We start from the raw sequence: 12625 nt of genomic DNA, 5'->3' as shown, positions 1-12625 counted from the left end.
CGCTCCTTTTGCAATCCAAAGAGGAGCCAGCTAGCGACAGTTCACTCTTGCTCAGGAAATGGTATCAGCCTTCTGATGTCGGCTGGCCACCTGAGGTCACGGTATCGACACGTTTTTCCAGCTGCTGGAGACGTTTGGACATGTCATCCAGCTGGCGGATACGCGCAGCGCTCTTGCGCCAGTCAGCCAGTGGCTGCATGGCAGTGCCGGAAGAATACGCACCCGGTTCGGTGATCGAACGGGTGACCATGGTCATCCCGGAAACGAATACGTTGTCGCAGACATCAATGTGCCCCACCATGCCGACGCCACCGGCAATGGTGCAGTGCTTGCCAATGCGCGTGCTGCCGGAAATCCCAACGCAGGCAGCCATGGCCGTGTGCTCGCCGATCTGCACGTTGTGAGCGATCTGGATCTGGTTGTCGAGCTTGACGCCGTCGGCGATCCGCGTGTCGGACAACGCGCCCCGGTCGACAGCGGTGTTCACGCCGATTTCGACGTCATCACCTATGGTGACACCGCCGATCTGGGCGATCTTGCGCCATACGCCCTTCTCGTTGGCAAAGCCGAAGCCCTCACCACCGATCACCGCGCCAGACTGGATGACCACGCGCTTGCCTATGGTCACGTCGTGATACAGCGTGACCCGCGGTGCCAGCCAGCCACCCTCGCCAACCACACAACGGGCACCGATCACGCAATGCGCACCGATGCTGACGTTGGCGCCAATGCGTGCGCCGCTCTCGATGACCACGAACGGCCCGATGCTGGCACTGGCATCCACCTGCGCATCCTCGGCAACCACGGCGCTGGGATGAATTCCCGCTACAGCCTTGGGTTTGGGATCGAACAGGTGGGAAATGCGCGCGTAGGCCAGGTACGGGTCCGCCACGATCAGCGCATTGCCGGCAAAGCCTTCAGCATCTGCGGCCTGCAGCAACACCGCTGCTGCCTGGCAGTTATCCAGGTATTTGCGGTACTGCTTGTTGGCGAGAAAGCTCAACTGACCGGGGCCGGCCTCCTGCAAGGTGGCCAGCCCGGTGATCTGCAGCGCCTCGGAGCCTTTGAGAGTGGCCCCGAGGGCCTCGGCCAACTGGCCGAGCGTCATGGTCACGGTCATATCAACGGGCTTGGTTCATGCGCTCGATGACTTGGCGGGTGATGTCGTACTGAGGCTTGACATCAATGACCGCGCCACGCTCGAGGACCAGGTCGTAACCGCCTTTCTTGATCACTTCCTCGACAGCGCCGTCGAGCTTGGGCTTGAGCTGCTTGAGCATGTCGCGGTCAGCAACCGCCTTGGCTTCATTCAGTTCCTTGGACTGGAACTGGAAGTCACGGGCCTTTTGCTTGAACTCAAGCTCCAGGCGCTCACGCTCCGGCTGGGCCATCTTGTCGCCGCCTTTGATCAAGCGGTCCTGAATGCCTTTGGCGCTGCTTTCCAGGGTCTTGAGCTTGGTCAGCTGCGGGCCGAACTTCTTCTCGGCATCCACCGCGTATTTCTTGGCGGCATCAGATTCGAGCAACGCCATCTGATAGTTCAGCACGGCAACCTTCATTTCGGCGAAAGCCGGGGTGGCGACCAGCGCCGCGGCCAGTAAGGCCAGTTGAGTCAACTTACGCACGATGCACTCCTGGATAAACCGTTGTCGTTAAGCAAGGGCCGACCTTAGAAGGTCTGGCCCAGAGAGAATTGGAACACCTGGGTATCGGCATCGTCCGGCTTCTTCACCGGCATTGCCAGGCTGAAGCTCAACGGACCCAGCGCGGTGATCCAGGTCACACCCAGGCCCACGGAGCTGGCCATGTCCGAGAAACCGACCTTGGCGCAGTCAGGCTTGGAACCGCAATTGGTGTCGAACACGTTACCCACATCCCAGAACACGGAGGTGCGCAGCGAACGCTGGTCCTTCACGAACGGCAGCGGGAACAACAGCTCTACGCCACCTTGCACCAGTACGTTGCCACCGAACGGCAGTGGGTCTTGGTCCGGGTCACGCTCGGTACCGTTGTTCCCGGTACTCGGTGTACTACGTGGACCCAAGCTGCTGTCCTTGAAGCCGCGAACGGAGTTGAAGCCGCCCGCATAGTAGTTCTCGTAGAACGGCAGGCCCGAAGTGCCACCGAAACCATCACCATAGCCCAATTCGGTATGCAAGCGCAGGGTGTACTCGTTGTTGATCGGCTTGAACAGCTGGCCGCGGTAATCAAGCTTGTAGAACGACAGATCGCTGCCTGGAATGGTGGTTTCCAGGGTAAGGCTCTGGGAGTGACCACGGGTTGCCAGCACGCCTTTGTTCAAGGTCGACTCGGACCAGCCGACGGACGCCTTGAAGTTCAGGAAGCTGTCGCCCTCCTCCTTAAGGAAGTCGAAGATCTCGTCAACGGTATAGCGACCGGTCTTGATCTTGTCCTGCTGCACGCTGAGGCCGTAGGTCAGACGCGAGGTTTCACTGATCGGGTAGCCAAGGCTGACGCCTGCACCCAGGCTGTCGACCGCATAGCTGGCCACGTCAACGTCAAGGTCGTCGTAGTCGGTGCTGCGGTAGAACGCGTTGTAACCCAGGCTGACGCCGTCGGCAGTGAAGTAGGGGTCAACGAAACCGAAGTTGTAGCGGGTCTGGTATTCCGAACGGGTCAGGCCGATGGACACCTTGTTACCAGTACCGAGGAAGTTGGTCTGGCTGATCGAGCCGCCCAGGATCAGGCCGGCGCTCTGGGCGAAGCCCACGCTGGCGGTGATCGAGCCGGATGCCTGCTCTTCGACGCTGTAGTTGACGTCGACCTGGTCGTCGGTGCCCGGCACTGGCGGGGTCTCGACGTTGACTTCCTTGAAGAAGCCCAGGCGCTCCAGGCGGGTCTTGGACTGGTCGATCAGGTAGGTCGAAGCCCAGCCGCCTTCCATCTGGCGCATTTCGCGGCGCAGCACTTCGTCTTCGGTCTTGGTGTTGCCGCGGTAGTTGATGCGGTTGACGTAGGCACGCTTGCCCGGGTCGACCACGAACATGATGTCGACGGTATGGTCTTCGTCATTGGGCTGTGGCACGCCGTTGACGTTGGCGAAGGTATAGCCTTCGTTACCAAGGCGGCGGGTGATCAGCTCGGACGTGGTGGTCATCACCTTGCGCGAGAACACCTGGCCCGGCTGCACCAGCAGCAGCGACTTGACCTGGTCTTCCGGCACCTTCAGGTCGCCCGACAGCTTCACGTCACGAACGGTGTACTTCTCGCCTTCGTTGACGTTGACGGTGATGTAGACGTGCTTCTTGTCCGGGGTGATCGACACCTGGGTGGAAGCGATGTCCATGTTGATGTAGCCGCGGTCCAGGTAGTAGGAACGCAGGCGCTCCAGGTCACCGGAGAGTTTTTCGCGGGCGTACTTGTCGTCATTCTTGAAGAACGACAGCCAGTTGGTGGTCTTGAGCTCGAACAGCTGCGCCAGTTCTTCATCGTCGAACACGGTGTTGCCGACGACGTTGATGTGCTGGATGGCAGCGACGGTGCCTTCGTTGATCTTGATCTTCAGGGCAACCCGGTTGCGCGGCTGCGGCACCACCTCGGCGTCGACCTCGGCCGAGTAGCGGCCCTGGGCCACGTACTGGCGCTGCAGTTCGTTACGCACGCCTTCGAGGGTGGCACGCTGGAAAATCTCGCCTTCGGCCAGGCCCGACTGTTTCAGGCCCTTCATCAGGTCTTCGGTGCTGATCGCCTTGTTGCCTTCGATCTCGATGCTCGACACCGACGGGCGCTCGACCACGTTGATGATCAGGACATCGCCGTCGCGGTTCAGCTGGATATCCTGGAAGAAGCCGGTCTTGAACAGCGAACGGGTCGACTCCACCAGGCGCCGGTCATCGGCCTGATCGCCCACGTTCAGGGGCAAGGCACCGAAAACGCTGCCGGCGGATACCCGCTGCAGGCCGTTGACACGAATATCGGAGATGGTGAAGGACTCGGCGTGAACTTCAGCGATCATCAATGCGGAGAGGACCGCAGTTAGCAGCAGACGTTTCATGAAGTCCTTTTATTCCAACTGGCAATAAACAACCTGCCGCAAATGGCGGCAGGTTTGCAATGCGAAGCTTTTATAGTCGACCCAGATCGTTGATCAGGGCGAGCAACATCACCCCTATGACCAAACTGATACCGATCTGGACCCCCCAACCTTGAACCCGATCCGACAATGGACGACCGCGCGCCCACTCGACCAGGTAAAACAGCAAATGCCCCCCATCCAGCACTGGAATGGGCAGCAGGTTAAGAACCCCCAGGCTAATGCTCAGGTAGGCGAGGAAATTCAGGAAATCCCCCACGCCGGACTGGGCTGAAGCGCCCGCCACTTTAGCAATGGTTATCGGTCCGCTCAAGTTTTTTACCGAGAGCTCACCGAACAGCATTTTCTTCAGGGATTCGAGGGTCAGGACGCTCATGTTCCACGTCCGGGAAAGGCCCTCGCCTACCGCATCCAGCGGACCGTAGCTGACCTCACGAAGCATGTCGGCAGGCCATTCGCCACTTTTCACCCCGGCACCCAGGTAACCACCGGCAGCCTCGCCCTCACCTTTTCGTGCCAGTGTCACCGGCACATCCAGCGCTGCACGGTCGCGCTCGACACGCACCACCACCTTGGCTTCAGGGCGGGCGCGCACGCTATCGACAACCTGCTGCCAGTCAGTCAAGGCCACCCCATCGAGACTCAGCAGCCGGTCACCGGTTTTCAGACCGGCAGCCGCCGCTGGCCCTTTTGGATCGATCTCGGCCAGCACGGGCGCAACCACAGGGCGCCATGGCCGCAGCCCGAGCGACTGAATCGGATCAGGCTCGTCCGCACCCTTGAGCCAGCTGTCGAGCTTGACCTGCAACTGACGCTCGGCACTGGAGCCCTCATCGCGCACGCCAACCTGCAATGTTCCGCTTTCGCCCAGGCGACGCACCAACTGCAGGTTGACGGCCGACCAGCCACTGGTCGCCTTGCCATCGATGGACACAATTTCCTGGCCGGCAACCAGGCCCGCCGATGCTGCCAGGCTGCCTGGCTCTACCGCACCGATGACCGGACGGATCTGCTGGGTACCGAGCATCGCCAGCAACCAGAAGAAAACGATGGCCAGCAGGAAGTTGGCAATCGGACCGGCGGCGACGATGGCGATGCGCTGGCGAACCGATTTGCGATTGAATGACTGCTCGGCCAGCGCTGGCGGCACTTCGCCTTCACGCTCGTCGAGCATCTTGACGTACCCACCCAAAGGAATGGCCGCCACCACGAACTCGGTACCGTGGCGGTCATGCCAGCGCAATAGCCCGGGGCCGAAGCCCACGGAAAAGCGCAGCACCTTGACCCCGCAACGCCGGGCCACCCAGAAGTGGCCGAATTCGTGGAAAGTGACCAGTACACCCAGGGCCACCAGGGTGCCGATAATCATGTACAGCGCAGTCATGTCTTTCTCCGAATGACGTTCAGCGGAACGACTTTTCGCACATCCTCTGGGCCGGGCAGCATCAGCGGCCGTGGCGCCTCAACCACTCGCGGGACAACTCTCGGGCGCGCTGATCGGCAGCAAATACCGCATCCAGCGAAGGCACAGGCACCACGGGTTCCTGAGCCAGTACCTGTTCGATCATACCCGCGATCTCCGGGAAGCGGATACGCCGCTCAAGAAATGCATCGACCGCAACTTCGTTGGCCGCATTGAGTACCGCTGGCGCGCTGTTGCCCGCCTCGGCAGCCTGCCGTGCCAGGCGCAGGCACGGAAAGCGCAGTTCGTCGGGGGCCTGGAAATCCAGGCGAGCAATGGCGAACAGATCCAGCGGGGCCACACCAGAATCGATCCGCTCCGGCCAGGCAAGGGCGTTGGCAATGGGCGTGCGCATATCCGGGTTACCCAACTGGGCCAGCACCGAACCGTCAACGTAGTCCACCAGGGAATGGATAACGCTCTGCGGGTGCACCACCACTTCGACCTTGTCCGGCGCCGCATCGAACAACCAGCAAGCCTCGATCAGTTCCAGGCCCTTGTTCATCATGCTTGCCGAGTCCACCGAAATCTTGCGCCCCATGGACCAGTTCGGGTGGGCACAAGCCTGCTCTGGCGTGACGTCGGCCAAGTCTGCCTGAGGCGTCTCGCGAAACGGCCCGCCCGAGGCTGTCAGCAGAATGCGACGCACGCCCACCTGGCTCAGACCACGGTCATAGTCACCCGGCAGGCACTGGAAGATGGCATTGTGCTCGCTGTCGATCGGCAGCAGCACTGCACCACTGCGGCGCACAGCTTCCATGAACAGCGCGCCGGACATCACCAGCGCCTCCTTGTTGGCCAGCAGCACCTTCTTGCCCGCCTCGACGGCGGCCAGTGTCGGGCGCAAGCCAGCAGCGCCGACGATGGCAGCCATCACCGCATCCACTTCAGGGGCGGCCGCAACCTCACACAGGCCCGCCTCCCCTTCGAGCACCTCGGTGGCGCAGCCCGCAGCCGCCAGGCCTTCACGCAAGCGCACGGCTGCTTCGCCGTTGGGCACCACGGCATAGGCCGGGCGATGCAGCACGCACAGCGCCAGCAGTTGATCGATGCGCGAATAGCCGCTCAATGCAAATACCTGGTAGCGCTCGGGATGGCGGGCAATCACATCCAGGGTACTGAGGCCGATGGAGCCGGTGGCGCCCAGGACCGTAATGCGCTGTAGCGCTGTCACATCACACCCCATTCAGCAGCCCACAGCAATACCGCGAAAACCGGGATGGCCGCAGTCAGGCTGTCGATGCGGTCAAGCACCCCGCCATGGCCAGGCAGCAGGTTGCTGCTGTCCTTGATACCGGAGCGGCGCTTGAACATGCTCTCGGTCAGGTCACCAATCACCGATGACATGACCACCAGCGCAGCCCCCACGAGCCCCAGCAGAATCTGGCCGACGCCCCAATCGCGAGTGATACCGACCGCAAGCGTAATCACCAGGCTGACCGCCAGGCCGCCATAGACGCCTTCCCAGCTTTTACCCGGGCTGACTTGGGCAGCCAGCTTGCGCTTGCCGAAAGCACGGCCAGAGAAGTACGCGCCGATATCGGCCGCCCACACCAGCACCATGACAGACAGGATAAGCCAGTTACCCAGCGGCCAGTGCTTGAGCAGCACCAGCCCTTGCCAGGCAGGCAGCAGGATCAGCAGACCGATCAGCAGACGGCAGGCAGCACTGGCCCACAGCTCACTACTGCGCGGATAAGTCAGCACCAACCAGGTGGCCATACCCCACCAGATGACCGACGCACCAAGCACCCAGGGCGCCAGGTCAGGCATCAGGTAGAGCAGCATCAGCACACCGGCGACGACAGCGGCATAGGCAATGCGCAGTGGCTGGGCCATCAGCCCGGCCAGGCGCGCCCACTCCCAGGCCGCCAGGGTCACCACCAAGCCGATGAACAGAGCGAAATCCCCGCCGTTGAGCAGGAAGAAACCACCCAGCGCGACCGGCAGCAGGATCAGCGCGGTAATGATGCGTTGTTTAAGCATTAAGCACGAGCTCCAGCCTCGACCTGCTCGCTGGTCTTACCGAAGCGGCGCTGGCGCGAAGCGAAATCGGCCAGAGCATTGCGCATGGCCTCGTGTTTGAAGTCCGGCCAGTACAGGTCGGAGAAATACAGTTCGGCATAGGCCAACTGCCACAGCAGGAAGTTGCTGATGCGGTGCTCACCACCGGTGCGGATGCACAGGTCCGGCAACGGCAATTCGCCCGTCGCCAAGCAGGCTTGCAAAAGCCCTGGAGTGATGTCGTCCGGACGCAGATGGCCGGCCTGAACCTCACGCGCCAGGCGCTGGGCGGCCTGGGCAATATCCCACTGGCCACCGTAGTTGGCGGCGATCTGCAGGATGAAGCGATTATTGCCGGCGGTCTGCGCCTCGGCCTCACGCATGGCGGCCTGCAGCTCTGGATGGAAACGCGAACGGTCGCCAATGATGCGCAGGCTGATATTGTTCTCGTTCAGGCGTTTGGCCTCACGGCGCAGCGCCGAGAAGAACAGCTCCATCAACGCCCCCACTTCCTCGGCAGGGCGCTGCCAGTTCTCACTGGAGAAGGCGAACAGGGTCAGCACCTCGACCCCGGACTTGGCGCATACCTCGATAACCGCACGTACGGCATCGACGCCGGCCTTGTGCCCGGCTACGCCGGGCAACAGGCGCTTCTTCGCCCAGCGATTATTGCCATCCATGATGATCGCGACGTGTCGCGGCACCGAAGACGGTGCCGCCAGCTTGGTCTTTTCCATTAAAAAACCTCGGCCTTAGACGGCCAACAGGTCCTTTTCCTTGGCTTTGAACGCAGCGTCGATTTCGGCGACGAACTTGTCGGTCAGCTTCTGGATCTCGTCAGCAGCACGACGCTCTTCGTCTTCGCTGATTTCCTTGTCCTTGGTCAGCTTCTTCAGGTCGGCCAGGGCATCACGACGCACGTTGCGCACGGCAACCTTGGCGTCTTCGGCAACGGCGCTGGCCTGTTTGGTGTAACCCTTGCGGGTTTCCTCGGTCAGGGCCGGCATCGGTACACGGATGGTGGTGCCGGCGCTGGACGGGTTCAGGCCCAGATCGGAAGTCAGGATGGCCTTCTCGATGGCAGCGCTGAGGTTCTTGTCGTGGGCGACGATCTTCAAGGTGCGCGCATCTTCAACAGAGACTGCAGCGACCTGGTTCAGCGGCATTTCGCTGCCCCACGCCGGGACCTTGACGCTGTCCAGGATGCTTGGGTGGGCGCGACCGGTGCGGATTGACGCCAGGTTGCGGCCCAAAGCCTCGATGGACTTGCCCATGCGATCCTGAGCGTCTTTCTTGATGTCGTTGATCATTTTTGAACTTCCTCGATCAGAGTTCCTTCCGCGCCGCCATGCACGATGTTCAGCAAGGCGCCGGGTTTGTTCATGTTGAAGACGCGCAGCGGCATCTTGTGGTCGCGGCAAAGGCAGATTGCCGTGAGATCCATTACACCCAGCTTGCGATCCAGCACTTCATCGTAGGTCAGATGATCGAACTTCTCGGCATGCGGGTCCTTGAATGGATCTGCAGTGTATACACCATCGACCTTGGTTGCCTTCAATACCACGTCGGCATCGATTTCGATGGCACGCAGGCATGCGGCGGAGTCGGTGGTGAAGAACGGGTTGCCAGTACCGGCAGCGAAGATTACGACTTCTTTGGCGTTCAGGTGACGCATGGCTTTGCGGCGGTCATAGTGATCGGTCACGCCCACCATGGAAATGGCCGACATGACGATGGCGGTAATGTTCGCCCGCTCCAGCGCATCGCGCATGGCCAGGCCATTCATTACGGTCGCCAGCATGCCCATGTGGTCGCCGGTAACACGGTCCATGCCGGCTGCACTGAGCGCCGCGCCACGGAACAGGTTGCCACCGCCAATCACCAGGCCGACCTGGACACCGATGCCGACCAACTGGCCGACTTCCAGGGCCATGCGATCCAGGACCTTGGGGTCGATCCCGAACTCTTCCGAGCCCATCAGGGCCTCGCCGCTAAGTTTGAGTAGAATGCGTTTATAGCGAGCCTGATAACCACTGCCCTGCTGAGCCATTGCGAATCTCTCCTGCGGCGTTTGTAAAATTCTGGCGGGCTGCTTGAGCCTGCGTGTAACTCTAACGTGACGCAGCGACTGCGTCAGCGAGCACGGCCTTGAAAACCGCTCCCGCTTTGACAAAGAGGCTGCGCGCGTGAGCGGGCAGCCTCTTTGGGGCGACAGACGAGTCTGTCTTACTGCTTGGCGGCAGCTACCTGAGCGGCAACTTCAGCAGCGAAGTCGTCGACCGGCTTCTCGATGCCTTCGCCTACTTTGAAGTAGGTGAAGGAAACGATTTCAGCACCGGCCTTCTTGGCCAGCTCGCCGACTTTGACTTCCGGGTTCATGACGAAGGCTTGCTCTTTCAGCGAGGCTTCGGCCTTGAACTTGGTGATACGGCCGTTGATCATGTTCTCAACGATGTTTTCCGGCTTGCCGGCGATCTTGTCGGCGTTCAGCTGCAGGAAGACGTTCTTCTCGCGCTCGATGGCCTCGGCGGAGATTTCCGACGCATCCAGGAACTCTGGGTTCGAAGCTGCAACGTGCATGGCAATGTTCTTGGCCAGCTCGACGTCGCCACCCTTGAGGACGACAACAGCACCGATCTTGTTACCGTGCAGGTAAGCACCGACAACGTCACCCTCAACGCGCACCAGGCGACGGATGTTGACGTTCTCGCCGCACTTGGCGACCAGGGCTTCACGAGCAGCTTCGCGCGAGGCGATCAGCGGAGCGGCATCGGTCAGCTTCTGGGCGAAAGCTTCTTCGAGGCTTTCAGCGACGAAGTTCTTGAAGTCGTCTTGCAGAGCCAGGAAGTCGGTCTGCGAGTTGACTTCCAGCAGGACGGCGGATTTACCGTCGGTCTTGACGGCGATCGCGCCTTCGGCAGCGACGTTGCCAGCCTTTTTGGCGGCCTTGATGGCGCCCGAGGCACGCATGTCGTCAATGGCTTTTTCGATGTCGCCGCCGGCCTTTTCCAGGGCCTTTTTGCAATCCATCATGCCTTCGCCGGTACGCTCGCGCAGTTCTTTGACCAGCGCTGCAGTAATTGCTGCCATTTCAAAATCCTCTTGGAAAGTTTTTCAACCATTCCACCCGCTCATCACGGGCGTTCAATTCTGCAAATCCGCTGTTTCAACCTCAGCCGGCCCATAATGCGGGGCGCTTGCTGACAGCAGGATTTCAAGGTGGCAAAAAGGGGGCCAAGCCCCCTTTTTGCGTGCCAAGCAGACGCTAGCGTCTATTACTCGGCAGCAGGTGCAGCCGCTTCTTCAGCGTAGACTTCGGTGCCGCCAGCAACGTTGTTGCGGCCGCGGATGACGGCGTCAGCCATCGAAGTCATGTACAGCTCGATAGCGCGAATGGCGTCATCGTTACCTGGGATGATGTAGTCAACACCTTCTGGGCTGCTGTTGGTATCGACAACGCCGATAACCGGGATACCCAGCTTGTTGGCTTCGGTGATGGCAATGCGCTCGTGGTCAACGTCGATCACGAACAGGGCATCAGGCAGGCCGCCCATGTCCTTGATACCACCCAGGCTGCGGTCCAGCTTTTCCAGATCGCGCGAACGCATCAGGGCTTCTTTCTTGGTCAGCTTGGCAAAAGTGCCGTCTTCGGCCTGGGTTTCCAGGTCGCGCAGACGCTTGATCGAAGCGCGGATGGTTTTGTAGTTGGTCAGCATGCCGCCCAACCAGCGGTGGTCAACGTATGGCGAACCGCAACGAGCAGCTTGCTCGGCGACGATCTTGCCGGCGGAACGCTTGGTGCCGACGAACATGATCTTGTTCTTGCCCTGGGCCAGGCGTTCTACGAACGACAGAGCGTCGTTGAACATTGGCAGGGTTTTTTCCAGGTTGATGATGTGGATCTTGTTACGCGCGCCGAAAATGTACTTGCCCATTTTCGGGTTCCAGTAACGGGTCTGGTGGCCGAAGTGCACACCGGCCTTCAGCATATCGCGCATGTTGACTTGGGACATGATAGTTCCTTGATAAGTCGGGTTGGGCCTCCACGTATCCCAATGACCAACCCACGCACCTGAACAAGAACTTCGAGAATGCGGGGCACCCAGGTCATCGTGTCGACACGTGTGTGGGTTTGAGCTGACGGGGTCGTCCCCGAAAGCGGCGCATGTTATACCACAGACCGCCAACGAACGGAACCCGCAGAAGTGAACTGTGAATCCAGCCTCAAGCTTGATGCTGGGTTCGCAGCCGCCCTCTGATAGAATAAGGGCCTTTTCCGTTTGTTCGCGCCGCCTGCGGCGCCGTAGAGAGCCAGTAATGACCGTTACCATCAAGACCGCAGAAGACATCGAGAAGATGCGCATCGCCGGCCGCCTGGCCGCCGAAGTGCTGGAAATGATCGAAGAACACGTCAAGCCCGGTGTCACCACCGAAGAGCTCGACCGCCTGTGCCACGACTACATCGTCAACGTGCAGCAGGCCATTCCGGCACCGCTCAACTACAAGGGCTACCCCAAGTCGATCTGCACCTCGATCAACCACGTGGTGTGCCACGGCATCCCCAACGACAAGCCGCTCAAGGACGGGGACACGCTGAACATCGATGTCACCGTGATCAAGGACGGCTACCACGGCGACACCAGCCGCATGTTCCACGTCGGTACCGTGCCGGTATGGGCCGAGCGCCTGTCCAAAGTCACTCAGGAGTGCATGTACAAGGCCATCGAGCTGGTCAAGCCTGGCTGCCGCCTGGGCGATATCGGCGAAGTGATCCAGAAGCACGCTGAGAAGAACGGCTTTTCGGTGGTGCGTGAATTCTGCGGCCACGGCATCGGCAAGGTGTTCCACGAAGAACCGCAGATCCTCCACTACGGCCGCGCCGGCACCGGCATGGAGCTCAAAGAGGGCATGACCTTCACCATCGAACCGATGATCAACCAGGGCAAGGCCGACACCAAGGTGCTGGGCGACGGCTGGACCGCCATCACCAAGGACCGCAAGCTCTCGGCGCAGTGGGAGCACACCCTGGTGGTGACCGCCACCGGCTACGAGATCTTCACCCTGCGCAAGGACGACACCATCCCGCGCACTTCGGCCTGAGTTCA

At 60.8% G+C, this 12625-nt stretch carries 12 protein-coding genes; 1 reads left to right on the top strand and 11 read right to left on the bottom strand.

The window, feature by feature from the left end; translation table 11 throughout:
* Positions 1-64 precede the first annotated feature (64 nt).
* The 11 genes from lpxD to rpsB form a co-directional block, all read right to left on the bottom strand.
* Complete coding sequence (gene lpxD, locus ACMGGN_RS02625) at positions 65-1120, bottom strand: UDP-3-O-(3-hydroxymyristoyl)glucosamine N-acyltransferase (RefSeq protein WP_012315892.1); 1056 nt, start codon at positions 1118-1120, stop codon at positions 65-67.
* Position 1121: 1 nt separating this feature from the next.
* Complete coding sequence (locus ACMGGN_RS02620; protein WP_012315893.1) at positions 1122-1625, bottom strand: OmpH family outer membrane protein; 504 nt, start codon at positions 1623-1625, stop codon at positions 1122-1124.
* A gap of 44 nt (positions 1626-1669) precedes the next feature.
* Positions 1670-4015: an outer membrane protein assembly factor BamA gene (bamA, locus tag ACMGGN_RS02615; protein ID WP_115274039.1), complete on the bottom strand. Its 2346-nt coding sequence runs from the start codon at positions 4013-4015 to the stop codon at positions 1670-1672.
* 70 nt (positions 4016-4085) lie between these two features.
* Positions 4086-5438, bottom strand: coding sequence for an RIP metalloprotease RseP (rseP, locus tag ACMGGN_RS02610; RefSeq protein ID WP_414156443.1), 1353 nt, complete (start codon positions 5436-5438; stop codon positions 4086-4088).
* Between the two features lie 61 nt (positions 5439-5499).
* A complete protein-coding gene (gene ispC / locus ACMGGN_RS02605; RefSeq protein WP_196996932.1) occupies positions 5500-6702 on the bottom strand; it encodes a 1-deoxy-D-xylulose-5-phosphate reductoisomerase in 1203 nt (400 codons plus the stop codon).
* Entirely contained in the window at positions 6687-7502 is an 816-nt protein-coding gene (locus tag ACMGGN_RS02600) for a phosphatidate cytidylyltransferase (RefSeq protein WP_046784286.1), read from the bottom strand. Before ACMGGN_RS02600 ends, ispC begins: the two co-directional genes overlap by 16 nt.
* A complete protein-coding gene (gene uppS, locus ACMGGN_RS02595; RefSeq protein WP_046784287.1) occupies positions 7502-8257 on the bottom strand; it encodes a polyprenyl diphosphate synthase in 756 nt (251 codons plus the stop codon). Before uppS ends, ACMGGN_RS02600 begins: the two co-directional genes overlap by 1 nt.
* A 15-nt stretch (positions 8258-8272) precedes the next feature.
* Positions 8273-8830 carry a ribosome recycling factor gene (gene frr, locus ACMGGN_RS02590; protein ID WP_008094910.1) on the bottom strand — a complete coding sequence of 186 codons (558 nt, stop codon included), beginning with the start codon at positions 8828-8830 and terminating at the stop codon, positions 8273-8275.
* Positions 8827-9570 (bottom strand): UMP kinase, encoded by a 744-nt coding sequence (gene pyrH, locus ACMGGN_RS02585; RefSeq protein ID WP_008094912.1) that lies wholly within the window; start codon positions 9568-9570, stop codon positions 8827-8829. Before pyrH ends, frr begins: the two co-directional genes overlap by 4 nt.
* 176 nt (positions 9571-9746) lie before the next feature.
* Positions 9747-10610 (bottom strand): translation elongation factor Ts, encoded by an 864-nt coding sequence (tsf, locus tag ACMGGN_RS02580; protein WP_008094914.1) that lies wholly within the window; start codon positions 10608-10610, stop codon positions 9747-9749.
* A 185-nt stretch (positions 10611-10795) separates the two neighbouring features.
* The gene (gene rpsB / locus ACMGGN_RS02575; protein ID WP_012315900.1) at positions 10796-11533 is read right to left on the bottom strand and encodes a 30S ribosomal protein S2; all 738 of its coding nucleotides are present in this window, start codon (positions 11531-11533) and stop codon (positions 10796-10798) included.
* A 304-nt stretch (positions 11534-11837) separates the two neighbouring features.
* On the opposite strand from rpsB, the gene map reads away from it, so the two are divergent.
* Positions 11838-12620, top strand: a complete 783-nt coding sequence (gene map / locus ACMGGN_RS02570) for a type I methionyl aminopeptidase (RefSeq protein WP_004375406.1) — start codon at positions 11838-11840, stop codon at positions 12618-12620.
* Positions 12621-12625: the final 5 nt, after the last annotated feature.

Origin of the sequence: Pseudomonas sp. BNK-30 (genome assembly GCF_047456185.1) — a bacterium.
GTDB classification, from domain to species: domain Bacteria; phylum Pseudomonadota; class Gammaproteobacteria; order Pseudomonadales; family Pseudomonadaceae; genus Aquipseudomonas; species Aquipseudomonas putida_E.
Note: the sequence above shows the minus strand (reverse complement) of the source record. Positions and strands in the feature narration are given on the sequence as shown.

Bases quoted from the DNA above. Each gene is read 5' to 3' on its own strand.
- uppS (WP_046784287.1), bottom strand. From the start codon at position 8,257: ATGGAAAAGACCAAGCTGGCGGCACCGTCTTCGGTGCCGCGACACGTC.
- lpxD (WP_012315892.1), bottom strand. From the start codon at position 1,120: ATGACCGTGACCATGACGCTCGGCCAGTTGGCCGAGGCCCTCGGGGCC.
- ispC (WP_196996932.1), bottom strand. From the start codon at position 6,702: ATGGGGTGTGATGTGACAGCGCTACAGCGCATTACGGTCCTGGGCGCC.
- rseP (WP_414156443.1), bottom strand. From the start codon at position 5,438: ATGACTGCGCTGTACATGATTATCGGCACCCTGGTGGCCCTGGGTGTA.
- pyrH (WP_008094912.1), bottom strand. From the start codon at position 9,570: ATGGCTCAGCAGGGCAGTGGTTATCAGGCTCGCTATAAACGCATTCTA.
- tsf (WP_008094914.1), bottom strand. From the start codon at position 10,610: ATGGCAGCAATTACTGCAGCGCTGGTCAAAGAACTGCGCGAGCGTACC.
- map (WP_004375406.1), top strand. From the start codon at position 11,838: ATGACCGTTACCATCAAGACCGCAGAAGACATCGAGAAGATGCGCATC.
- rpsB (WP_012315900.1), bottom strand. From the start codon at position 11,533: ATGTCCCAAGTCAACATGCGCGATATGCTGAAGGCCGGTGTGCACTTC.
- ACMGGN_RS02600 (WP_046784286.1), bottom strand. From the start codon at position 7,502: ATGCTTAAACAACGCATCATTACCGCGCTGATCCTGCTGCCGGTCGCG.
- bamA (WP_115274039.1), bottom strand. From the start codon at position 4,015: ATGAAACGTCTGCTGCTAACTGCGGTCCTCTCCGCATTGATGATCGCT.
- frr (WP_008094910.1), bottom strand. From the start codon at position 8,830: ATGATCAACGACATCAAGAAAGACGCTCAGGATCGCATGGGCAAGTCC.